We start from the raw sequence: 22,298 nt of genomic DNA, 5'->3' as shown, positions 1-22,298 counted from the left end.
TCGACAGGGGCAGGGGGTTAATATGATGGCCGGTGGCTCGCTGTGGAACTTGCTTCGAGCAAAAACCATAGGCCAAGCTTTGTGTGTTGTGTCGCTTTCGCTTTTGGCTTCCGGCTGTGGGCCGGGTCGACCTCATTTGAAGACGTTGGAGTTGAACCGGGAGGCGAATAAGGCCATCACTGGTCAGACTTATCCGGCGGCGATGGAGAAGTATCTGCAGGCATTGCGGTATGATCCGTTTATTGGGCAGTTGCATTTGAATTTGGGTTTGAGTTTTGAGGGGCAGCAGCAGGCCGAGAAGGCTTTGCAGTCCTACAAGGAAGCAGAAAAGCTGGCTTTGCTGGATAAGAACTTCCCGTTGGTGTTCATGGCGCGCTTTAATCAGGCGCAGCTCTTAGGCAAGGCCAAGCAGGTGGATGAGGCTTTGGCGGCTTATCAGAAAGCTTTGGAAATCATTCCATCTTCGAATGAAGTCAAAACTAATATCGAACTTTTGATCCAGCAGCAAAAAGGTCAAAGCGGGGGCGAGGGGCAGCAGAACCAGCCTCAGCAGGGTGATCAGCAGCAGAATCAGAATCAACAGAATCAAGAAGGCAAAGATCAGAAGGATCAAAAGGATCAGGAAAAAGAACCTCAAGAGGGTCAACAGAAGCAGCAGTCTCAGAAATACAAACCTCGTCCGTTCAACGGCAAAGAACTGTCTGAAGCTGATGTGAAGAAAATCCTGGGCGAACTTAAGCAGCAGGAAGAAAAGATCCGTGCCGAGTACAATCGCAAAGATGTGAAGGAGCAGCCTCGTGATAAAGACTGGTAATTTCCTGTTCTTTCTTAGTTTTATTTTCTTTGGGCTGTTGGCCCAGGCCGCCGGGACGACGGTCACTTCGACGGTGGATCGCAATGAAATGGGCCTGGGGGATACGTTCACCCTCAGTGTCGTGGTGGTGAGTTCGGAAGATGTGGATATTCAAGATCCACGTTTGCCCGATTTGGAAGGTTTTGATCTTTTGAACAACTGGACGTCCAACGCCGTAGCACAAAAGCTGGTTGAAACTCCCTCAGGCATGCAGTTTCAAACGCAGCGTCGCCGCGAGTTTCACTATCAAATGGCTCCCAAAAAGACCGGCACTTTAAGCGTGGGGTCTTTTGAGGTTGTTGTTGGCGGGAAGGTTCATCGCACTCAGCCCGTGGTCATTAAGGTGGGAAATGAATCTCAAGGACGTGTCCCCAAACCACCGAAGCGTCCCACTTTGCCGGGATTTGACGATCCTTTTGAAGAGATGGATCGTGCCGAGCAGGAAATTTTCGATCAGCTCTTGCGCAACCGCATGCGTGGCTTCCAGGGCGGCGGCCAGGGACCGGCACAAGAGGATCAGTACAATGGTTACCCCAGTGCTTCTAATTTGCCAGATGCGGCCTTCCGCAGTTTGCCGACTAATCCAAACGAGGCTTTCTTCATTTCCGTTGAAGTTGACAAGACCGAGGTCTTCGAAGGTGAGCAGGTCACAGTTAATTGGTACATCTACACTCGCGGCCAGATGGAAACCTTGGATCGTCTGAAGTTCCCAAGTCTGAAGGGCTTCTGGAAAGAGATCATCGAGGAAGTTCCATCCATCCAGTTTATGGAAGAAGTCGTCAATGGTGTTCCGTGGAAGAAGGCGCTTTTAGCCTCACACGCGCTGTTTCCGATCAAGCCTGGGACAGCCACTATTGACGAATACAAAATCAAGTCCCGTGTCAGACTGCCGGCACAGGGCTTTGGATTTTACGGCAAGCCTTACGAGTACACCAAAAGCTCCGCACGTGTTCCCATCAAAGTGAAGCCTTTGCCATTGGAAGGGCGTCCGGCAGACTTTACCGGGGCGGTAGGGCAGTTTGAATTCCATGCCTCTGTTGAGAACAACAATGTCCTGGTCAACCAGCCCTTTAGTTTGAAGATTCGCTTTGAAGGGGCCGGCAATGCCAAGATGATTGATTTGCCGGCGTTGAATCTGCCAGCAGGGCTTGAACAGTACGACAGTAAATCCGAATCCAAGTTCTTCAAAAACGGTCGAAGCTACAAAGAATTTGAAGTGCTGGTCATCCCCCGTCAGGAAGGCCCGGTGAGCATTCCTGGTTTGAGTGTCAGCATGTTTGATCCGCAGAGCAAAAAATACTACACACGCGCCACCGATCCGATCAATTTACAAGTGTCCAACAACCCGAATGCCCCTGTGGGATCCTCTTCGCGCATGGCGGATACGACCAAACCACAGCAGGCCAAAGTGGTTGAAAACCGCCTGCCGGATCCATTGATGCAATGGCAACCAGCGGCGGAAGCCAGTGTTCTTTATCGCCCGTGGTTCTGGGCTGTGCTGTACTCTGTGGCGTCCGCGTTGTTGTTGGTTAAAGCCCAGCGTGAATTCGGCTGGGGTCGTCGCCGTCGCAGCTTGAAAGAGCTTGTGCAAAAGCGCTTTAAGGTTGTGGATGCGGCGTTGGCCAAGAATGACCACCGAAAGGTCGGTGTTGAAATGACTAACACCTTCTACACTGTTCTGGGAGAGATCTCTGGATCGGGGGGGGCTGCGCAGGAAATTGAACGTCTGTTGGAAATGATTCCGCCAAGTGTTCGTCGTGATCACGGTGATGCCATCACCAAAAGTTTTGAGTTCTTCCAAACCCTGAGTTTTGCTCCGGAAGAAATGCTGGGCAAAATGAAAGAAAAAGAGACCATGAAGACCCAGGCGGACCAGGCTAAGAAAGTTCTTGGCTCGGTGGTTTCGGCCGTAGAGGAGAAATAACTATGAAAGCCCTTTTATTGACATCACTGACCGCGCTGACTTTGCAAGCACAATCCCCAACACCTCCGGTCGAGCCGACTTCTGTGCCGGCGCAGGATTCTGCTCCGGCAGAAATGCTGACATTGACAGCCCCAGGAAAGGGAGAGGTTTCATTGGAAAGTACTCCGCAGACGAACAAGGATCTGGCAATGGCCGGGTTTAAAAAGTGCTATGATCAAACGGTCGCCGAAGCCACGGCACAGAATCAACCCATTCCGACCGGAAAAGTAGTGGTGGATTTCAGTTTTGATTCAGAAGGCATGGTGACGCAGTTCGAGTTCAAGGAAAACCGCGTTCGCCCAGCTTCGACAGCTTTGAATGATTGTATTGAAACGTCAATTCGCCAGACAAAATTCGAAAAGCTACAGAGTCAGCGAAACGGGAAAGTGGTCAATCTCTTCTATCCCTACATCTTTGAAAATAAGAAGAGAGTGAAACGTTAGGTTGTTGAACCGACATAAGAAAAGCGCTCCTTGGGAGCGCTTTTCTTGTTTTTAGCGTCTGTAAAACGGCAGGCGCTCAAATTTTTTGTGACGCTGGAACGGGGACTTCCCACTGCTTTCTTGCGAAGCAGTTCCAAGATAGAAAAGCTCCTGTCCGTCTTTTGGTTCGGTTTTAAAGATAGAGTAAGTCTTATCGCCCACGTTGGGGGCTTTGTACTCATCACACAGGTAACCAGAAACCACTTTCTTTTCGTTGCGTCTCCAGTCCGTGTATTCACAGTAGCGAACCATGTTCAGCGCTTCAGCCACTTCCTCGGTCAGAGGAGTGTAAGAGGACTCGGTCACCGTCAGATCCACATTGCCGCCATCAATGCGCACGCCGTACTGAATCTCAAAAGCCAGATAGGACTGCTTGCAGGCATCTTCCTCATAAGCAATATGAGTTAGGACCCATTTGCCGTCCTGTACCTGAAGATGAGTTGTGAGAACATCTCCATCATCGCTGTAGCAGGGGCGGTCATAATAAGTCACAGCCTGTTGCGGAGCCGCGAACGCCAATTGTGTCAGAGCAAATAAAAGTTGAATCATGTATCTAGACTATCGAACAGAAGCTGAATGCCAAGAACAAATTAGATATATTTTGCTTAGTGGCAAATGGACAGGGTCCGCGACAGGGCTGAAAATAAAGACTCGCGCTAAGGAGGTTCCTATGACACCGGATTATTCTCCCTTTCGGCATCTCAACGACATTGGTGGTGAAGAGATCGAAGGTCTTTTCGTCGATGGCAAAACGGGGGAGCCCATCTTGATCCGCGCTCAAGGGGATTATTGGATGAATCCATTTGCGTTGCGTTTTGTTCCCGTCAAAGACCTAAAACACGAAGGCTATCAGGACTATCTTGAGCTTTTCCATCGTGAACAGCCACACCTGAAGGGCAGCGAAAACGAAGCTGGCGCCCCGGGATACTAAGAGCGGTGTCGGAGGCTTGAGTTCTAACGGCCGCCTTCTTCGAGGAATTCTGAAATAAATCTTGGAACCTCTGTGGAGGCCGGCCCTATAAAGTGCTGGTCGAATGCGGGGGAAATCTCGGTGTCCTTGAGATTGATTTCTATTTTCTTCGCTTTCCAGGCCAGTCGCACGAACCCGGCGGCCGGATAGACGTTCCCACTTGTTCCAATCGAAACAAAGTAGTCGGCCTTATCCAACGCCTCATAGATTTCCTCCATGTGGTGGGGCATTTCCCCAAACCACACGATGTCGGGGCGGACTCCGCCGCGGCGCCCACAATGAGGGCAGGGTTCATCCACAGCCAGATCCAGAAGCCATTCAAAGTGCTCATCACAGTGAAGGCAGAAAACCTGGTCCAGCCGGCCGTGCATGTGCAGCAGGTTTTTAGACCCGGCCCGGCGGTGAAGGTTGTCGACGTTCTGGGTGACCAAAAGGAAGTTTCCTTCCCAAATATTCTCCAGCTCCACCAGGGCGGAGTGGGCGGCGTTTGGGTGCAGGGCGGGGTCTCTCAGTTGAGCCCGTCTCATGTTGTAAAAGCGCTGGACCAGGGCTGGATTTCGAGCAAAAGCTTCAGGTGTGGCGACGTCCTCGATGCGATGGTCTTCCCAAAGGCCGTTTTGGTCCCGGAACGTGCGAATCCCGCTTTCTGCCGAGATTCCCGCGCCTGTGAGGATGACTATATTCTTAAAAAGCCTTAAGTCCATTATGCCTCGCGCAACGTGCTGGATTCGTTGAGATTTCAACTGATTTTCATTAGGATGGGGCGTTCTTCAAAGAAAGGCAATTACAATGGCTTCGAAAATCGAAACTACGCCAGAAATGGTGCAGAACGTTTACAAGAAGACAGCTGAAAGATTGGCTGTTGTTCGCAATCGCTTGAACCGCCCTTTGACTTTGGCGGAGAAAATTTTGTTCGGTCACTTGGACGACCCACAAAATCAAGAATTGGTTCGTGGTGAAAGCTTCCTGCTTTTGAGACCAGACCGTGTGGCAATGCAAGATGCGACAGCGCAAATGGCTTTGTTGCAATTCATGCTTGCTGGTAAAGATGAAGCAGCTGTGCCTTCCACTGTGCACTGTGATCACTTGATCCAGGCGTACAAAGGTAAAGACGCTGATATGACAGCGTCCAACATGTCCAACAAAGAAGTTTTCGACTTCTTGGCAACAACTTCTTCCCGTTACAACATCGGCTTCTGGAAACCAGGCGCTGGTATCATTCACCAAGTCATCCTTGAAAACTACGCGTTCCCAGGCGGCTTGATGATCGGTACGGACTCCCACACTCCGAATGCGGGTGGTTTGGGTATGTGTGCTGTGGGCGTTGGTGGTTCTGACGCTTCTGACGTGATGGTGGGTCTGCCTTGGGAAGTTAAAAATCCTAAGCTGATCGGTGTTCACCTGAAAGGCAAGCTGACTGGCTGGGCGTCTGCTAAAGACGTGATCCTGAAGCTTTGCGGAATGCTGACTGTTAAAGGCGGTACTGACAAGATCGTTGAGTACTTCGGTGAAGGTACAACTTCTATTTCTTGCACAGGTAAAGCAACGATCACAAACATGGGTGCGGAACTGGGCGCGACTTGCTCTGTGTTCCCATACGATGATCGCATGGCGGCTTACTTGAAATCCACAGGCCGTGAAGAGCTTTCCAAAGTGGCTGATGCTCACAAGGAACTTTTGGCTGCGGATGCTGACGTTGTGGCAAACCCAGGCAAGTACTTCGACGAAGTTTACGAAATCGATTTGTCTGCTTTGGAACCACACCTGGTGGGTCCTCACTCTCCAGACATCGCTCGCCCAATCTCTGCTTTGAAAAAAGAAGCGGCTGAAAAAGGTTACACAATCAAGATTTCTTCTGCGTTGATCGGTTCTTGCACGAACTCTTCTTATGAAGACATCGGTCGTGCAGCATTCGTGGCAAAACAAGCCATGGATATCGGCGTAAAAATGAATCAACCGTTCCTGGTTTCTCCAGGTTCCACTCAGATCCAGAAAACCATCGAACGTGATGGTCAAATGGCGACCTTCAACGAAGTGGGTGCAACTGTTCTTGCGAACGCTTGCGGTCCTTGCATCGGTCAGTGGAAGCGCGACGACGTTAAAACTGGAGAGAAGAACACCATCGTGACTTCCTTCAACCGTAACTTCCGTGCACGTAACGACGCGAATCCAGAAACTTTGGCATTCATCGGTTCTCCGGAAATCGTGATGGCTTTGGGTCTTGCAGGTCGTTTGGACTTCAACCCGGCGACTGACGAACTAGAAGGGCCAAAAGGCAAAGTGAAGTTGCAAGCTCCAGTAGCTCCGGAACTTCCGGCTCAAGGCTTCATCCCGGACACTGAAGGTTACCAAAAACCAGCAGGTGCTCAGGCTCAAGTAGCAGTGAGCCCGACGTCCGAGCGTTTGCAGCTTCTTTCTCCGTTCACGAAGTGGGACGGTAAGGACTTCGTTGATAATTTGGTTCTTGCGAAAGCAAAGGGCAAATGTACGACAGACCATATCTCTCCGGGTGGTAAGTGGTTGAACTACCGTGGTCACTTGGACAACATTTCTAACAACATGTTGTTGGGTGCGGATAACGCCTTCACAGGTGAAATCGGTAAGGGTAAAAACCTTCTTACTGGTGAAACAGCAGAATTTGCTCAGGTGGCTCGTGCTTACCAAAAAGCGAACAAAGGCTGGGTGATCATCGGGGATGAAAACTACGGTGAAGGCTCTTCCCGTGAGCACGCGGCGATGTCTCCAAGATTCTTGGGTTGCACAGCTGTGATCACGAAGTCTTTTGCTCGTATCCACGAAACCAACTTGAAAAAACAAGGTGTTCTGGCTTTGACGTTCGTAAATCCAAAAGACTACGACAAAATCCAGGAAGAAGATCATGTTTCATTGGTGGATCTGAAAGATCTTGCTCCAGGCAAACATGTGAAAATGAACATCAAACACAAAGATGGTTCCACTGAATCCATCGAGTTGAAACACACTTACAACGCAGAACAGTTGAAATGGTTCCGTGCGGGAAGTGCGTTGAACCTGATCCGCGGTCTATAATTAGATTCTGTAGAGTTCCAAACAAAAAGCCCTGGTGCAAAACACCAGGGCTTTTTTTGTCTTCGGTTTAAGGATTGGTGGGACGGGCCTCGTACAGTTGGACCTTATATTTCTTTGCAATGCCGTCTAGGAATAGATTTTTGCGCATTTCCATAAGATGTCCTTGCATGCGGGAAAACTGCGTCTGATCAAATCTTTTTTTTGAAAATGCCATGTAATACTGGATTGATTCACCCAGCTCCGGAACTTCCAGCAACTGGCTTCGTGTGCGTTGAATCCAGGTCGTGGCGACGTCGCGATTTGCATACGCCAAAGGATAGGCTTTGTTTTCAAGCTTTCTTAAAGAGATAAAGACCGTGGTCTCCGGTTGAATGGTGAAGTTTTTATCTGAAAATTCGTGGATCTTTTGCAGACTGACCTCTGTCATTGAGGGACTGAAGACCCCCACTTTCATGCCCTTCAGATCTGGATAGCCTTTGATTTTTTTTACATAGCTTTCCGGGCCAAAGAATGAATAGTGCGTGGAAAAGACGGGAGTCATAAAGTAAACGGTTTCGCGCTGGGGTGAGGCCGATAGCGGGCAGCCAATGTCAGCTTTGCCTTCTTTGAGCATGGCCAGAAATGTTCTTAGCGGTGCTATCTTGAACTTGCAGTGGACCTGCTCCATTTGGCAAAGGCGCTGGATAATTTCATAGCAGGCCCCTTGAACACCAGATGTGCCGGATCTGAAATAAAAAGGTTCATAATCCTGGCCGATCACGGTCATCGAGGGAGCTGTGAAGGCCGTTGAACCGGCAAAGAGCATCGATAAAAGAAAAATTAGGGCTCTGCTCATGCTTTAAGATTAAACCCGGCACGAGCTTCCCTCTAAAGATGGCAGAGTCTGGTGTGCAAAAACAGCTTAGAAACTGAAATAATTCGGGAATAATTTCGGACCAAAATAGAGCCAGCCATAGAACGCAAGGGAGTTGAACAAGATTGCAAGCAGAAGTCTGTTACGGCTGACACGGCCTAAAGGGCGTTCCTGTCTAAGAACGCGATAGCCCAAAGCCATCGAATAGAAGTTACAGATCAATGGTACAAAAATGCATCCCAAGATGGCATTCAGCAGGGCTTTTTTTGCCATTGCTTCTGTATCCACGTCTTGAACGGTGACAATTTGAATACGCGGCTGTTCCCGGCTTTCCAGCAACTGAGAAGCCTCCATGTATTCATGTTCCGGGATTTCCAATGTAAGTTTACCCAGAAGATTTTCGAAATGGGGGGCGACACCGCGAGTTTGTTCATCTTTCACGCGGGGGTTTAGACCTTGAGCCATCAGGAAGGAACGAATCACCTGTGCTTCGGAAAAATCCGCACAATCCATCAAAAAGACGTAATTTTTTTGATTACTCATAAGATCAGCTTACGCGCTTTAGGGGGAGCTGTACACAAGGATCTGATTGCCTTCACCCGCAGATCCTTGCGGCAAACTAGCCCTTAAGGACGGCGTGTACCGCCTCCAGTGCGCAGTGGTGGGCCGTTTCAAAGCAAGGATTGGCCCAGTTGTCCTGGTTGGCAAAGTGTATCACGCTATTGATCGAGGCGGCGGCCCGTTGTGGAATTCCTTTTTGAATCAAACCGGCTTGAGCCAATGGAAGCGAGTGTCCCCAACGAGTCAAACGAATGCCATGCACGTCATCCAAAGTCAGATTCATGGTTTTCAGAACCGGTTCCACATCAGTCAGATAGCGTGTCTTGTATTTATCGTGTGAGGCCGGATTAAACAGGAACTGACGGGCCCCATCATACGGAATTCCGTGATAAAGAGTCAGAACACTGTGATCGACTTTTTCCTGCTGGGCCCAGGTGCCGTAACAAATATCCGTAAAGCTGCGATCGCCGCGTCTTAAGGCGGTTGGAGACGGTGGTACTTGGCCACGCAGACAGTAGAGTTCATAGCTGGGGCTTTGGAAAGGCTTCTTCGTGATGATGTTGCCGACCAAATACGCTCGGTACATGAGCTGGCCGATGGCATCGAACTGCTCTTTTGGCATTTCGGGGATGATACGTCTTGCGACAAATTTTTGGCAGGCCATGACGACTTTTTTGGCGCGGATCTTTTTCAGGTTCCCCATCGCATCTTCGTAAAGAACCACTGCCGAATCACCTTCTGTGGTGACTCGCAGAACGATGGCGCCCGCACGCAGGGACCTGGTGCCTGCAGCCTTGCGGATGGCTTGGGCCATCTTATGCACCACATAGGCGTTGCCGCCAGGGTAAGCCATCAAATTGCCGGTTTCAGCGCAGATAAAACCCAAGTACTGATACGCAGACAATTCATCAGTGGAGCCACAGAAGGAACTCCAGCCATACAGTTGGAAGTATTCCAGCAGGTGAGGATGAACATCGCCGAACTCTTTTTTCAGCCATTGTTCGAATGTCAAATGATCCACTGTGCGGGCCAGTTCCCCGTTGTAATCAAAGTCAGCCTCAGCACCGATTTCGGCCAAGCGGGTGAAGATTTTTTTAAATTGCTCGGAGGCGGCTTTGTCGGTAGCACCTTTCCAGAAAGGAGAAGTAAATTTATTATTATAAAGCACTGTGGTGTGGTCCGAAGATTCACGGCGTGCGTGATCCCAAACGCCCAGTTCATTCAGCAGATGAGCCAACGGCGCGTCTTTATCAGGCTCAACGAAGTAAGCAGCCCCGGTGGAATACATCGCGTTTTTATAGGTCTCACCTTTGGAGTTGCCTCCCAGACGGAAATCCATCTCAAGAACGGCGATTTTTTTATCACGCAGATAGTACGCGGTGGAAAGACCAGCAACGCCGCCACCGACAATCACCACGTCCAGATCCTCCGAAATACCAGAAGGTTCGCCGCCTTTTTTGGCGATATAGCCGTCGATATTCCAGAAGGCATCGTGCGGGCGGTTGATGTCGTCTCCGTTAAAGTCGATGCTGTTGTTTTCAGAGTCTTTAAGACGCGCAATAGGCCAGTCATCGGACATGTTGGTGTTCATCCACTCGGAACCCTTGGCAAGGGTTGAAGCGGGCAGAGAAGAGATCGCGGCCAGAGAAATACCTGTTTTAAGGAAGTCACGTCTTTGCATGGCGATTTAATAAAAGCGCCCTCGTAAAGACACAAGAGGAGTTCATAGAACTCCTCTTGTTGAAAAGGAAATGAGAGGCTTAATCGGCTGTCACATTTTCGCAGTTGGGAACTGTGTAAGATTTTCTAAACAGCAGTTCATAGCGTTCGACGTTTCTGTTGGAAATACGTCGATAAACCGGAATGTTGACGGTCAAGGGGTAAGAACCCGTCACAATCTCTGTCTTGCAGACACGACGCTCGCCACGCCAGTCGCAGTTATCCACCTCGTGGCGGTAGCTGATCGGTGTTGACAGATAGTCGCGGTCAATCACAATGATTTCCTCGCGGTCGCCACGAGTTCTGCTGACAGTGGTATCCACCGGCTTTAGGGTGCGCAGGTGGTCCCCGTTGCGGCAGACGAAGGTGTAGTCAATGGAGCGGCCCATATAAACTGTAGGGGCTTTCACGATGGCGTATTTGTCGCGCATGATCTCTTCCCAGGAAGAGGAGGCGGTGACGCCGGCAAAGGCTGGGGCTGCGGTCAGAAGGCCAATAACAAGGGATAGGAACTGTTTCATATCTAGGTTCTCCTAAAAGGGGTTAGAGTGTTTTCTTCTTTGCGCAAAGAGATGACGCCACTTTGGGGTAGAGACCTCTGTGAGCTCAAGTTAAGGGCCTGTAAGAGGGGATGTTCGGCCCTTTTATTGTTCCGGCAATTTCTACATCTAACGCTTTTGGTCACGAAAAAAGTCATGCAACTGCTGGGTCCATAAGGTAAGCACCATCCATGAATTTTGAAATACCTGTGCTGCCAGAAAAGTTGAATCGTGAAGAGATTATCGAGAAGTCCTGGGTTGTGACCTTGTCTGGAAACCGCTTCAGTATTTTGAAGCCGGAACCGGATGCCATCATGATCGAAGACATTGCGTGCGCCTTGGCACGTCAGGCCCGCTTTAATGGTCACACCAGATTCTTCTACAGTGTGGGCCAGCACTCCTGCATTGGGGCGGAGGTTTCTCCGACCAAAGAAATTGCCCTGCACATGCTTTTCCATGATGCCACAGAGGCGTACATTGGCGACTTGGTATCTCCGGTTAAAGCTTTGCTTCCTGATTTTGAAATTATCGAGTCGCGCATTCACTGGGCGATTTCCAAACGCTTTAATCTGGAATACCCGTTGCCGAAAGTGGTGAAGCAGATCGATCGTCGTCTGTTGGCAACAGAGGTGCGCGACCTTATCACCAAGGATCTGAAGTCCTGGGGCATTTCCGAGGACGAGCCGTTTGATTTCCCGATCATCCCTTGGCCTCCGGAAGTGACAGAAGCGCGTTTCCTGGATCTGGCTAAAAACCTTTTAAAAAAATAAGTTTCTTAAAATCCGACCGAGCCCCGTTGAGGGCCCGGTCTTATTTGCAGGACAGTTTTTCGTTTGCTCCTAACTGCTTTAATAACTGAGCGGTCTTCAGGCGATCCTCCATTTCAGCTGGTAAAAGAACATCCACCGATTTAGCCAGACGCTGATAAGCAGTCATTTCATCCCAACAGGCATCAATATTCCATCCTGATTTTGTCGCACTTTCGATAAAATCGTGGCACCCACGCAAAGCCGCCAGATGAATCAGATAGCTAAGGTCGGTTCTTTTTCTAAGAAGCAGTTCAAAGTTTATAATTCGGTACTTTTGGCACAGACCAATCAAGTCCTTGATCTGATCGGCCTCACTGTCTTCCGTGTTGAGCAGGGTCAGTAATGACGAGGAAAGATTGTAGTTTTTGTCCTGGTAGCCAGCAATCGGCAGAACCTCGTGCAGGACCAGAAGATTCTTTTGCTCGACGGTCAAGTTGGTCCAGACCGATTCGGACAGAACGACAAGTTCCAAGCTGGGTTGGTTGATGGCGCTGACTTCAAAGTCCTGCAGAAAAACTTGGGCTTGGGAGCGCACAGTGAGTCGGTACCGTTGGGCGCGGATTTTATTCACGATGATTGAAGATTGTTCGGGAAGTATCTTTTTTTCCAACAGCCCCAGGAGATTGTCCAAAATACTGAAAAACTCGGCGGCATAGGCATTGCCCCCATTGGTTTCAATCCCGCCGGGGTGGTGAGGCTGAGCAAAGGCCAGAGCAGAAAGAGTCAGAGAAAGCAAAATGGTGATACAGAGTTTCATAGGACCGCCGGGTAAACAGCCATGCTGATGTTATAGATATGTTCGTGATTTGATTTCTTTTCTGAGATGACATTGATGCGATGACGCGCCTTTTGAAGGATCTGTTTGATCTTCAAAAGGTCCTTGGAGCTGATCGGGACCGTCAATGTGCAGTTGTCGCGAAGTTCAAAAGGTACTTCGTCGATGGCCTTTTTGGCATCTTCCAAAAATTCCTGCTGAACAGTCTTGCGCTTTTCTGTGGTGAAGGGGATCGGCAAAGTGCTGATGTTTTTTGCGAGAACTTCAACCGCCGTTTCATTGATGGAGACCGCACCGATTCTTTCAAGTCTGCCGATACGGAGCTGAAGCTCTTCTTCGGGAAGGGCCAGCTGGTGTGCCAGGTACTTCCAGTTGCGTTTTTGTCTGAACTTATTCAGGCGCAGACTGGCTAAAATTAAGATATTGGTTTTTTCGAAGATATTCTCAAAGACCTCGGTGTCGATGTTTTGCATAGAAGAAGTCCGGGGCTTTCTTTGTGTTCTTTTCTTCGAAAGCAGTTCAAGCACCTGTGTTTGAGTTTCCTGATCCAGGTTCAGAGCGGTCATCACGGAAAGAGCCGTTGCCTGCTTGACCAGTCTTTTGCCACTCATGACTCGTGTCAGTGTTCCGGCATCTTGATCCAGGCTCTTAGCGAAGGCCCGCAGGCTGTAGCGAGGGTTTTTGTTTTGTCTTCTTTTAAATTCAACGTGCAAAAGATCCGCTAGTTCCATGGGGCGCATCTTCTATTCTTTCAAAACACGATGTCAAATAGGGAGTTCTGATAGCTGAGTACAAGTTTTTAATGTTGTTGCTTTAAAAATCATGAGCAACATAAACGAAAAATTTCAGCCGTTTTCTGAGTTGAAAATGTCAAGGGTGCAAGGGTTGAGTGATGGTCCGGGCTGTTGCTCACAAAATTGAATGCTAGGTGCATAAACGCAAAGTGGTTCTTCTTTTGTGGAAAAGATATTTTTCAAAAAATAGGCTACCGACCAAAGGCAATTCCGCCTGACTAAAAATAAAGGAGATAAAATGAAAGTGTTAGTTTCGTCTTTGGTGGTGTGGTTGATGATGTTGGGATCTTTTGCGCAGGCTCAGGTGCAGGAGGGGACCGCAGTTCTGAGAGAAGATGGTACCGTTGTGCTTCAACCGCTCAGTGGATACTGTCCGCCACAGCCGACCGCTGAAGACATGACCATGCTTGGCGCTTGTGAGCCTGAAACCTCTGAATGCCCGGCTCATTATGAAGAAACGGCAAAGTATTGCTGGGGTGGCTGGGGACGCGGTTTCTATCGCTGTGGTTCTGTGTGCAAACCATACAGAGACCATGAAGGACGTGGCGGTGATCGTGGTGGTAAAAAAGGTGGCCATCATGGAGGTGGACACGGCGGGCATCATGGTGATCGAGGCAATGACCGTGGCAAATAGCTAAAAAAAAGCGAGGCCTTATTCAGAGGCCTCGCTTTGGATTTTTTATCCTATGACTTAGGAACTTTGGATTCGTCGACAGTGATTTCAATTTCCACGCGACGGTTTTTAGCACGAGCTTCTTTTGTTTTTGCAGGGTCCACTGGGTTCGCAGCGCCCATACCAACAGAAGTCACAGTCTGAGCCGGAACACCTGCCGCGATCAGTTGAGCGCTGACAGATTTTGCGCGCATTTCAGAAAGAGGGTTGTTCACCATGGCGTTGCCAGTGTCATCTGTGTAACCTTTAACGGTCAGAACGTTCTCTGGATACTTTTTCATGATGGCAGCCAGCTGATTGATGTTTTCTTTTGCTGCGGGCTTCAAATCGGCTTTGCCAGTGTCAAACAAGATGTCACTTTTAAGCTTCGTGATCAAACCTTGTTCAGTTCTTTTTGTTTCAGCGATCTTTGCCAGTTCCTTTTGTTGTTTGTCCAAACGGTTGCCCACAACGCCACCGATACCAGCACCCAAAGCCGCACCAATCAGGGCGCCCTCGTTGCGTTTACCAGTCTGGTGACCGATCACAGCTCCGGCTACGGCGCCAATCGCAGCACCAATACCAGCACCTTTTGCTGTGTTAGGGTTTTCTTTCGTTGTCGCACAACCAGTCAGCATCATTGCTACGGCAGTACCAATCAGAATCATCTTTTTCATGGGGGGAACTCCTTAATTATTGAGACCTTATTATCGGGATAATTTCTGTCAGAGTGCAATATAAGAATCGCTGCGTCTGGTTGGGATACTGCACTAAGATTCTAGCCCTTTGCCTTCTACAAAGTCTGATTTATGCTTTGAGGGATAGCACCCATGGAAAGGGGTATTGCATGAAGAAAGTTTTAGGAGCCGGCCTTTTGGCGGCGGCATTGATGACCGGAATGATTGCTCACGCCGAAGATCGTTTTATCGTGGTCAGTGGTTCGGCGGAAAAAGGACTGGATCCAAACCTGGTTCATATGAACGTCGAGGTATGGAGCAAGGCAAGTACGGCGAAGCAAGCGCAGCAGTTGGCGGCCAATCAATTTAAGCAAGTAAAAAAGGCATTGGATGATTTCAAGGTCAAAAAAGAGGACATCCAGACGGACAACTATTCCTTGAGCCCTGAATACGAATACGATCAAAAGACCCGTCAGAATAAGTTGGTCGGCTTCCGTGTGGTGCAAAGTCTGTCTGTGACCTTGCGTAAGGTCGAGGATGCGGGAAATTTCCTGGATGCCCTGGTGGCCGAGAAAAAGACCACGGATTCCGGCGTGAATGTGAACTCTTTGGCTTGGGATTCTGACAAACGTCCTCAGGCTGAAACAGCGGCCTTGGGAGATGCTGTTCGTTTGACCCGCACCAAAGCTGATGAAATCGCCAAAGCGGCCGGTGTTAAAATTAAAGGCGTATCCAAGATCAGTCACGGGACTTCAGGAATCAACCCACCGCAACCGGTGTTCAGAAACTTTGGACTGAAAGCCATGGCAGCCGAGGCGGCTCCGACAGAACTGTCTTCCGGTCAAATCAAAGTTCGTGTGGAAGTCACGGCTGAATACGAAATCAATTAATTTTTAGGATCGAGTGCGTGAGTCTTTAACGGCACGCACTCGAGCTGATTTACTGTACAGGGAACAGGTAAGTGGTGGTCATGGCATTTTTCTCTGTGATAGAGTGAATCTCGTAGATTTCAATCACAGCGTCGGTCTGCTTCAGGCCGGCTTTCAGCATAAAGTCATTCACTTTCGGATACACTTTCAAAGGCCCGATGCCCGGGGATCCAGTGAAGACAGCCATCACATATTTACGCTGCGGGATTTCACCCAGCTGTAGGCCTTCGGTCAGTTTTGGTGGTTCCCCCTCAAGGATGCAGCCCACTTTGGAGCGCAGGCGTGCTTCTTCCACTTCGCGAGGGTTGTCCAGATATTCACCAAAAGTACGACCGCAAGTGATGCCCTGGGACTGCATGTACTTTTCAATGCGTTCCAGTTGTTTGTTCACTTTGTGATAAGGGCCAACGTGCTCAACATAGACAATCTTAAATGGTCCTTGAGTCACTTCAGAGATCTCAACACCCCGGAAAGCACCCAGGTAGTTTGCCAGGAACAAACCGAAAGAAATCATCGCCACTGCAATAAATACCAATACATATTTCATCTTCTTAAACCCACTTGATAGAGCAGCCCATAGAGGCCGTTTGATCTTCAGAAACTTTTTCGTCTTTTAGCAATGTCTGAACCGCATCATAAAGCTCGCGCTTGGTGACTTTGCTGGCATCTTTCCAGGAGTCATCCAGGCGGCCGCGATACGCCAGCTTGTGATTCTTGTCATAGACAAAGTAGTCCGGAGTGCAAACAGCACCGAACTTCTTGGCAATGTCCTGAGTCTTGTCATGCAGATATACGAAAGGGTAACCCTTTTCTTCAGCACGCTTTTTCAGGTTTGCAAAAGAATCTTCCGGATGGCTGACTTCATCGTTAGAGCAGATGGCGACGACAGAGACGCCTTGTTTTTTTAAGTCTGTGCCCAGCTGGATCAGGCGATCTTCAATGGCCTGCACGTAGGGACAGTGGTTGCAGATGAACATCACCACCAGCGGATGCCCCTTGGCGAAGTCCGCCAAAGAATAGGTTTTTCCATCTACCGCCGGCAATGTGAAGTCGGGGCAGCTATTACCCAAATCTGGAAATGGAGTGAACGTCAAAGCCATATCAGCACCTACAGTGTGGACCAGTTGATTTCTTTTTCACCAATTAGCAAACTGCCATCGGCTTTCATTCCCGTGTATTTTTCTTTTAACAAAGGATGCTGGTTCAGAGCTGCCAGCAAAGACAGTTGATCTGTCGGGCTCAGCTCTTCATCGGAATGTGAAACAGCATCTGTCAACTCAAACAACAGACGATCCAGGAAGCCCATATAGTCCTGGCCCAGCAGCGGAGCGCCCATCGGCAAGGATTCGATAATGCTTGTGGATGTTTCAACTTCTTCAGGGGACGCTGTCACATTCAGGCCCAGACCGATGATCAAGCGAACTTCATCACCTTGAGCGACATTTTCCAGAAGGATGCCCGCTACTTTTTTTGCGCCAATATAGATGTCATTCGGAGCTTTTAGGTTCCAAGGCAGAAAGGGCCAGGTCGTCGAGCAGGCGCGATAGACCGCCAGGCCAACCAAGCAGGATGTTGTCGGTTGAGGCTTAGTACCCAGAAGATAAGTCCATGAGCTTAGCAGTGCACTGCCTGGGCGAGAATCCACCCACGTGTTTTTACCGCGACCGCGACCCGCTGTTTGGTGGTCCGTCACATAAAGACACAAAGACTCTTCCATCAGGTTTTCTGCGAAGGCTTCTTCCTTGGCCAGAGCATTCGTGCTGGGCATTTCCTTTTGATAGGAAACGTACAGATGATTGCTCTCGGCCCATTGGGAGGTCACATAGCCAATACGGATATCAGAAACAGGAGTGTCCGTCATTAGTCCTCCCACTGGAAGACCAGGCTGACGTCTGCGCACGGCGCAGAGTGAGTCAGCGCGCCCACGGAGATGTAGTTTACGCCCAAAGCAGCCACAGAAGCCACGCGGTCCAGGTTCATGTTACCGCTGGCTTCGGTTTCGATTTCAGCAGGGATGATCTCTAAAGCTTTTTTCAAAGTGTCGTTGTCCATGTTGTCCAGAAGGATTCTTTGCACCTTCATGGAAACGGCCTCTTTGACACCGTCCAGATTCGCAGCTTCCACTTCAATGGGAAGATTGCTGTGTTCACGCACGCGATTAATGGCATTGGTGATGCCGCCCATGACCGAGATATGGTTGTCTTTGATCAGGATGGCTGTGCTGAGGTTCATTCGGTGATTCACTCCGCCGCCGTGAGCCACGGCGCGTTTTTCCAGATCCCGGAAAGCAGGTGTGGTTTTACGAGTGTCCAGGATCTTGGTTTTGGTGCCTTCGATCTTTTTAACAAAACGGCGAGTGTGGGTGGCAATACCGGACAGGTGTCCCAGGAAGTTCAGGGCCACCCGTTCAGCTTTCAGGATTTGCACCAGATCACCTTCGATGGTGCAGATGATTTGGTTCTTCAGGATTTCATCACCTTCTTCGAAGTGCCATTTGATACGGCAGGTGGGTTCCAGGGACTGCATGGATTGTTCAAATGCCATGGCGCCGGAAAGAACGATGTCTTCCTTCGCTTTTAAACGAGCGCGTCCCATACGGGGCTTTAGGGCTAGGGATTCTGTGGTGACATCGCCATTTGGCATGTCTTCTTTAATGGCTGCGCGGATGAGCTCCAGCAATGTCATAAGCGTGACCTCACAAGTGGCGGTCAGCTGTATGATCTGTGACTGACCGCTTTAGATAGACTTTTCAGTTTCGCGGAGGATCTTTTTGATTTCTTCGCGCACGATGCGCTCAGCGATCTCGGGAAGGACTTTCCAGCAAATGGATTCGATCACTTCGCGAGCTTCCTCACGGATAATCTTTTCCATCATATTGGGGTCTAAGTCCACCTTGGATTGTGTATTGGGCTTAGCATTAGAAGCAGGTGACGGAGCCGCCCCTGTGGAGGTGACTTTTGTTGCACCTTTTTTAAGGGTTTCCATCATTTGATCTTTGACGGATTTTTCCACGTTGGAAATGAAGGATTCCGCCGTTGGAGCCTTGGTTTTTGTCACTTCCGCAGAAGGCTTCACAAAGCTGATCTCTTCGAAGTCGCCATCCATTTCAATGTGGGCACCTGAAAGTTCGTCATCCTGAGGGATCACGAATTTAGAGGCAAAATCAGCACTTTCAACTTCCGGGATTTGGATTTTGAATTTGGTCAGATCCTGATGCGCCCAGCCGCCTTCATCGTGTTCGTCTTCGCCTTTAGGGGACGTCAACGGAACGGCCGAAAACTCCTCGCCGGAAACCTCCAGAAGGTTGGCCTCATCTGCATCAATTTCAGGAATATTCAGGAAGCCTTCGGATTTTTCCTCTGGCATGGCATAGTCTGAGTGTTCTTGGGCAGATGCTTCGGCTTCAGCAGGAGTTTCCTCAAATTCCGGCATTTCCGGGAACGTCAAAAAACTGCTGACAGGGTTGGATTTGGTTTTTTGAACCAGGTCCGAAACAATCGTGCGCAAATGATCCGCATCAAACGGCTTTTCCAGGCGACGGTCCGCTTGACATTCCACTGCCTTGGCCTCGTCGATCTCCATAAAACCGCTCCACATCAATACGACAGGAAGGTGAGCAGTTTCGGAATCATTTTTCAGATCAGCGCAGACCTCATATCCGGATCTTTTGGTCAAAAGGACGTCGGCGAAAACAATGTCAGGCTTGAAGGTCTTAGCCACTTGCAACACGTCCAGACCCACGGGGACCGATTTAACTTCAACCCCGAAGTCAGACAATGCCAGTTGCATTACTTTTTTGATTGTGGAACTCTCATCTGCAAGCAAGACGCGTAAAGCCATAAGCAAAGTAAAATAGGATTTCCGCCTCCAGTCAAGGGTTATCGGCGTTGTTCGGCTTCGCCGGCAGAGCTGGAGCACCGGCGACTCCGATGAAGTCGGAGTGTTGACAGACGCGTATGCTGAAGCAGATAGGTTTAAGAGGATCAGACGTGAACAGAATTGATCGATACACAGCAGGGCTTTTTCTAGGCTACTTCGTCGGTGGCCTTTTGGTGTTTCTGACGCTTTTTACGGCTGTGGATGCGATGAGCACGATGGTGAATTACAAGGACGTGGCGCCCTCGGCCTTGGTTAATTATTACATATATTCCTTCCCCGGCATTGTGCACCAGTTGCTTCCGGTTGCCTGTTTGTTGGGCGTTATTCTGACGTTGAGCAGCTTGAATAAAGCCAATGAACTCGTTGCGTTATTTGCCAGCGGGATGAGCTTGATTCGTATCACTTTGCCCATGTTGGCGCTAGTGGCGGCGATTTCGGCTTTGGGGTATGCGGTGTCGGACCGGGTGCTTCCGCGCGCGACCAAGCAAAAAAACTACATTTTGTATTACGATCTGAAAAAAGAGCCGCATCGTTTTTCCACGATTAAAACAGACCGTATCTGGTACCGCTCCAAGAACTCTATTTTCAATATTAAGACATTGAATGCCAAAGGGGACGGAGCCCAGGGTTTGACCATGTATTTCTTCAGCGATGAATGGGATTTGGTGCAAATGATCACGGCAGCTCAGGTGAAGATTCAAGGGGCCCAGTGGTTGCTGGAGAAGGGGACAGTCACCATCTTTAGCAAGGACTCAAGCTTCCCACTGACAAGTCCCTTTAAAACCAAAAGTATCGTGATGGCTGAGGACTCCAAAGATCTGCAAAGCGCCGGTCAGACGGCGGATATGATGTCCCAGAAGGAACTGGAACGCTTTATTGATAAAAACCGGGACGCTGGATTGGATACGGTGGCCTATGAGGTCGATTATCACTCCAAGATCAGCTTTGCCTTTGCGGGCCTGGTCATGTGTCTGCTGGGCTTGCCTTTCAGCGTGGGGCGGGCTCGTTCGGGCGGGACCATGTTGAATGTCGGGATCTGTCTGGCCCTGGTCTTTGCCTATTACGTGTTTTATTCGTCCGGGATCACCCTGGGGCAGCACGGGACGCTCCCTCCGGTCGCAGCCGCTTGGACCCCCAACATAGTTATGTTGGGCGTGGCCTTCGTTCTTCTCAAAAAGCTCAAACGCTGATATAATGGGGGCCTCCCGGAGGTTCCCATGATCATGAAAATCCTCACATTCCCTGACCCTAAGTTGCGAGAAGTTTCGCAGCCGGTAGAAACCTTTGGCCCTGAAATCGCCAAACTGGCAGAGGATATGATTGAAACTATGTATCACGCCAATGGTATCGGCCTGGCCGCCCCGCAAGTGGGGGAGCTGGTTCGTATGGTGGTGATCGATACGCGCCCTAAAGACGAAAAGGGCCGCCGTTACAAATACGAAGAAATGACCGAACTTGAAGCGGCCGTGAAACAGCCGTTGGTTTTGATCAATCCTGAGATTGTTAAAGGCGAAGGTAAAACCACTTTTGACGAAGGTTGCCTGTCCATCCCTGGTTACTACGAAACAGTTCAGCGCTTTGACTACATCGAAATGAAAGCGTTTGATGTGAACGGCAAAGAATTTATCGTTAAAACTGACGGTTTGCTTGCGATCTGCATGCAGCACGAAATGGATCATTTGGAAGGAACTTTGTTCATCGACCACTTGAGCTTCGTGAAGGGCAATAAAATCAAAAACCAAATCAAAAAGTACGGCTACCCGGTTAAGTCGGCGAAAGCCGGCAGTGCCGAAGCGTCCGAGGACGCGCAGGCTGAAGCAGCAATTGACGAAGAAAAGTGTGAAGTGTGAGCAAGGTCCGTGTCTGTTTTCTAGGGACGCCTGAATTTGCCGTGACCTCGTTGAAAGCTCTTCTTTCTGATGAGCACTTTGAGGTCGTCGGTGTTGTGACCCAGCCGGATCGTCCCGCCGGTCGTAAGTTGCAACTGACCCCGAGCCCGGTCAAAGCCCTGGCACAAGCCCACGGTTTGAAAGTCCTGGCGCCGGAGTCTTTAAAAGCCAATCCCTTGATGCTTCAAGAAATCAAAACCTGGGGGGCTGAAGTCGCGGTTGTCGTGGCGTTCGGTCAGATCCTGACGCAAGAGTTTTTGGACTCTTTCCAATTTGGTTGCGTGAACGTGCACGGTTCTGTGTTGCCCCGTTGGCGTGGGGCCGCACCGATTCAGCGTGCGATTGAAGCGGGTGACGTCGAATCCGGGGTCACCTTGCAGAAGATGGTGCGTAAGCTTGATGCCGGCGACATCATTGGCATTCGCCGTGTGAAGATCACTCCTGAAATGAATGCGCTGGAGCTGCATGATGAACTGGCTCGTCTGGGAGCGGAACTTCTGCAGGTGGAGCTGATGGATTATGTGCGCGGAAATCTGGCGCCGGTTCCGCAGGATGAATCCCAAGTGACTTTAGCCAAAAAAATTGAAAAGCAGGAATCCCAGATTGACTGGGCGACTTCGGCCAAGGCGATTGATGGCAAGGTCCGTGGTTTTGTTTATGGACCTGGCACTTACACTTTGTTGCAGGGAAAAAAGCTAAAACTTCATAAGGTGAAGCCGGTTTCTGGTATCACCACAGTGGCGCCGGGAACGGTGACCTCTGTTAATGATGATCACTTCTCGGTTGCGACCGGTGATGGGATTTTGAAAATCTATGAACTTCAGCCTGAATCCCGGAACCGTATGCTGGCTCAGGACTTCCTCAAAGGTCATCCTCTAAAAGTTGGAGATATGCTCGGTGTCTAAA

At 49.7% G+C, this 22,298-nt stretch carries 25 protein-coding genes; 11 read left to right on the top strand and 14 right to left on the bottom strand.

From position 1 onward, the window contains the following. Positions 1-22: 22 nt before the first annotated feature. Genes ACZ50P_RS12340 through ACZ50P_RS12330 form a run of 3 tightly spaced genes read left to right on the top strand, consistent with a single transcriptional unit; the run spans position 23 to position 3,259 of the window. Positions 23-814, top strand: a complete 792-nt coding sequence (locus ACZ50P_RS12340; RefSeq protein WP_464120454.1) for a tetratricopeptide repeat protein — start codon at positions 23-25, stop codon at positions 812-814. Continuing rightward, positions 798-2,777, top strand: a complete 1,980-nt coding sequence (locus ACZ50P_RS12335; protein WP_464131482.1) for a BatD family protein — start codon at positions 798-800, stop codon at positions 2,775-2,777. Before ACZ50P_RS12340 ends, ACZ50P_RS12335 begins: the two co-directional genes overlap by 17 nt. Positions 2,778-2,779: 2 nt before the next feature. Beyond that, positions 2,780-3,259: a hypothetical protein gene (locus ACZ50P_RS12330; RefSeq protein ID WP_464131480.1), complete on the top strand. Its 480-nt coding sequence runs from the start codon at positions 2,780-2,782 to the stop codon at positions 3,257-3,259. A gap of 51 nt (positions 3,260-3,310) precedes the next feature. Here ACZ50P_RS12330 and ACZ50P_RS12325 read toward each other — a convergent pair whose 3' ends face one another. Beyond that, on the bottom strand, positions 3,311-3,847 hold the full coding sequence (locus ACZ50P_RS12325) for a hypothetical protein (protein ID WP_464120457.1): 537 nt from the start codon (positions 3,845-3,847) through the stop codon (positions 3,311-3,313). 121 nt (positions 3,848-3,968) lie between these two features. Between ACZ50P_RS12325 and ACZ50P_RS12320 the strand changes: the two genes are divergently transcribed. Next, positions 3,969-4,229, top strand: coding sequence for a peptide methionine sulfoxide reductase (locus tag ACZ50P_RS12320; RefSeq protein ID WP_262555654.1), 261 nt, complete (start codon positions 3,969-3,971; stop codon positions 4,227-4,229). A gap of 23 nt (positions 4,230-4,252) precedes the next feature. Here ACZ50P_RS12320 and ACZ50P_RS12315 read toward each other — a convergent pair whose 3' ends face one another. After that, entirely contained in the window at positions 4,253-4,972 is a 720-nt protein-coding gene (locus tag ACZ50P_RS12315; RefSeq protein ID WP_464120459.1) for an NAD-dependent deacylase, read from the bottom strand. 85 nt (positions 4,973-5,057) lie between these two features. Here ACZ50P_RS12315 and ACZ50P_RS12310 point away from each other — a divergent pair, with 85 nt between their 5' ends. Further along, positions 5,058-7,316 (top strand): aconitate hydratase, encoded by a 2,259-nt coding sequence (locus ACZ50P_RS12310; RefSeq protein WP_464131478.1) that lies wholly within the window; start codon positions 5,058-5,060, stop codon positions 7,314-7,316. Between the two features lie 67 nt (positions 7,317-7,383). Here the strand turns inward: ACZ50P_RS12310 and ACZ50P_RS12305 are convergent, their stop codons facing one another. The 4 genes from ACZ50P_RS12305 to ACZ50P_RS12290 form a co-directional block, all read right to left on the bottom strand. After that, on the bottom strand, positions 7,384-8,151 hold the full coding sequence (locus ACZ50P_RS12305; protein ID WP_464131476.1) for a substrate-binding periplasmic protein: 768 nt from the start codon (positions 8,149-8,151) through the stop codon (positions 7,384-7,386). A gap of 66 nt (positions 8,152-8,217) precedes the next feature. Continuing rightward, positions 8,218-8,712: a hypothetical protein gene (locus ACZ50P_RS12300; RefSeq protein ID WP_464131474.1), complete on the bottom strand. Its 495-nt coding sequence runs from the start codon at positions 8,710-8,712 to the stop codon at positions 8,218-8,220. A 76-nt stretch (positions 8,713-8,788) separates the two neighbouring features. Then, positions 8,789-10,411, bottom strand: a complete 1,623-nt coding sequence (locus tag ACZ50P_RS12295; protein WP_464131472.1) for an FAD-dependent oxidoreductase — start codon at positions 10,409-10,411, stop codon at positions 8,789-8,791. Between the two features lie 79 nt (positions 10,412-10,490). Next, on the bottom strand, positions 10,491-10,970 hold the full coding sequence (locus ACZ50P_RS12290) for a hypothetical protein (protein WP_464131470.1): 480 nt from the start codon (positions 10,968-10,970) through the stop codon (positions 10,491-10,493). Positions 10,971-11,179: 209 nt separating this feature from the next. Here ACZ50P_RS12290 and ACZ50P_RS12285 point away from each other — a divergent pair, with 209 nt between their 5' ends. Then, positions 11,180-11,758 carry an HD family phosphohydrolase gene (locus ACZ50P_RS12285; protein WP_464131468.1) on the top strand — a complete coding sequence of 193 codons (579 nt, stop codon included), beginning with the start codon at positions 11,180-11,182 and terminating at the stop codon, positions 11,756-11,758. A gap of 40 nt (positions 11,759-11,798) precedes the next feature. On the opposite strand, the gene ACZ50P_RS12280 is transcribed toward ACZ50P_RS12285, so the two are convergent. Then, a complete protein-coding gene (locus ACZ50P_RS12280) occupies positions 11,799-12,554 on the bottom strand; it encodes a hypothetical protein (RefSeq protein WP_464131466.1) in 756 nt (251 codons plus the stop codon). Beyond that, positions 12,551-13,303, bottom strand: coding sequence for a DUF4423 domain-containing protein (locus tag ACZ50P_RS12275; RefSeq protein WP_464131464.1), 753 nt, complete (start codon positions 13,301-13,303; stop codon positions 12,551-12,553). The genes ACZ50P_RS12280 and ACZ50P_RS12275 overlap by 4 nt, the downstream gene beginning before the upstream one ends. 301 nt (positions 13,304-13,604) lie before the next feature. Between ACZ50P_RS12275 and ACZ50P_RS12270 the strand changes: the two genes are divergently transcribed. Further along, the gene (locus tag ACZ50P_RS12270; RefSeq protein WP_464131462.1) at positions 13,605-14,000 is read left to right on the top strand and encodes a hypothetical protein; all 396 of its coding nucleotides are present in this window, start codon (positions 13,605-13,607) and stop codon (positions 13,998-14,000) included. 50 nt (positions 14,001-14,050) lie between these two features. On the opposite strand, the gene ACZ50P_RS12265 is transcribed toward ACZ50P_RS12270, so the two are convergent. Next, a complete protein-coding gene (locus ACZ50P_RS12265; protein WP_464131460.1) occupies positions 14,051-14,695 on the bottom strand; it encodes a YiaD family glycine zipper/OmpA-like lipoprotein in 645 nt (214 codons plus the stop codon). A gap of 170 nt (positions 14,696-14,865) precedes the next feature. Here ACZ50P_RS12265 and ACZ50P_RS12260 point away from each other — a divergent pair, with 170 nt between their 5' ends. After that, the gene (locus ACZ50P_RS12260; protein WP_464131458.1) at positions 14,866-15,585 is read left to right on the top strand and encodes an SIMPL domain-containing protein; all 720 of its coding nucleotides are present in this window, start codon (positions 14,866-14,868) and stop codon (positions 15,583-15,585) included. 49 nt (positions 15,586-15,634) lie between these two features. Here ACZ50P_RS12260 and ACZ50P_RS12255 read toward each other — a convergent pair whose 3' ends face one another. Genes ACZ50P_RS12255 through ACZ50P_RS12235 form a run of 5 tightly spaced genes read right to left on the bottom strand, consistent with a single transcriptional unit; the run spans position 15,635 to position 19,464 of the window. Next, the gene (locus ACZ50P_RS12255; RefSeq protein ID WP_464120469.1) at positions 15,635-16,171 is read right to left on the bottom strand and encodes an AraC family transcriptional regulator; all 537 of its coding nucleotides are present in this window, start codon (positions 16,169-16,171) and stop codon (positions 15,635-15,637) included. Between the two features lie 4 nt (positions 16,172-16,175). Continuing rightward, positions 16,176-16,724, bottom strand: coding sequence for a thioredoxin family protein (locus ACZ50P_RS12250; protein WP_464120470.1), 549 nt, complete (start codon positions 16,722-16,724; stop codon positions 16,176-16,178). A gap of 8 nt (positions 16,725-16,732) precedes the next feature. After that, entirely contained in the window at positions 16,733-17,485 is a 753-nt protein-coding gene (locus ACZ50P_RS12245; RefSeq protein ID WP_464131456.1) for a biotin--[acetyl-CoA-carboxylase] ligase, read from the bottom strand. Next, positions 17,485-18,309: a carboxylating nicotinate-nucleotide diphosphorylase gene (gene nadC, locus ACZ50P_RS12240; RefSeq protein ID WP_464131453.1), complete on the bottom strand. Its 825-nt coding sequence runs from the start codon at positions 18,307-18,309 to the stop codon at positions 17,485-17,487. Before nadC ends, ACZ50P_RS12245 begins: the two co-directional genes overlap by 1 nt. Positions 18,310-18,360: 51 nt before the next feature. Beyond that, positions 18,361-19,464 (bottom strand): response regulator, encoded by a 1,104-nt coding sequence (locus tag ACZ50P_RS12235; protein WP_464120473.1) that lies wholly within the window; start codon positions 19,462-19,464, stop codon positions 18,361-18,363. A gap of 149 nt (positions 19,465-19,613) precedes the next feature. Here ACZ50P_RS12235 and lptG point away from each other — a divergent pair, with 149 nt between their 5' ends. The 3 genes from lptG to fmt are packed head-to-tail and all read left to right on the top strand — an operon-like array spanning position 19,614 to position 22,297. After that, on the top strand, positions 19,614-20,693 hold the full coding sequence (lptG, locus tag ACZ50P_RS12230; protein ID WP_464120474.1) for an LPS export ABC transporter permease LptG: 1,080 nt from the start codon (positions 19,614-19,616) through the stop codon (positions 20,691-20,693). Positions 20,694-20,720: 27 nt separating this feature from the next. Continuing rightward, positions 20,721-21,353 carry a peptide deformylase gene (gene def, locus ACZ50P_RS12225; RefSeq protein ID WP_464120475.1) on the top strand — a complete coding sequence of 211 codons (633 nt, stop codon included), beginning with the start codon at positions 20,721-20,723 and terminating at the stop codon, positions 21,351-21,353. Next, on the top strand, positions 21,350-22,297 hold the full coding sequence (gene fmt, locus ACZ50P_RS12220) for a methionyl-tRNA formyltransferase (RefSeq protein ID WP_464131451.1): 948 nt from the start codon (positions 21,350-21,352) through the stop codon (positions 22,295-22,297). Before def ends, fmt begins: the two co-directional genes overlap by 4 nt. The last annotated feature ends 1 nt before the right edge of the window (position 22,298 follow it).

It is taken from the genome of Bdellovibrio sp. CKG001 (assembly GCF_055397465.1).
This window is presented reverse-complemented; position numbering and strand designations above follow the sequence as displayed.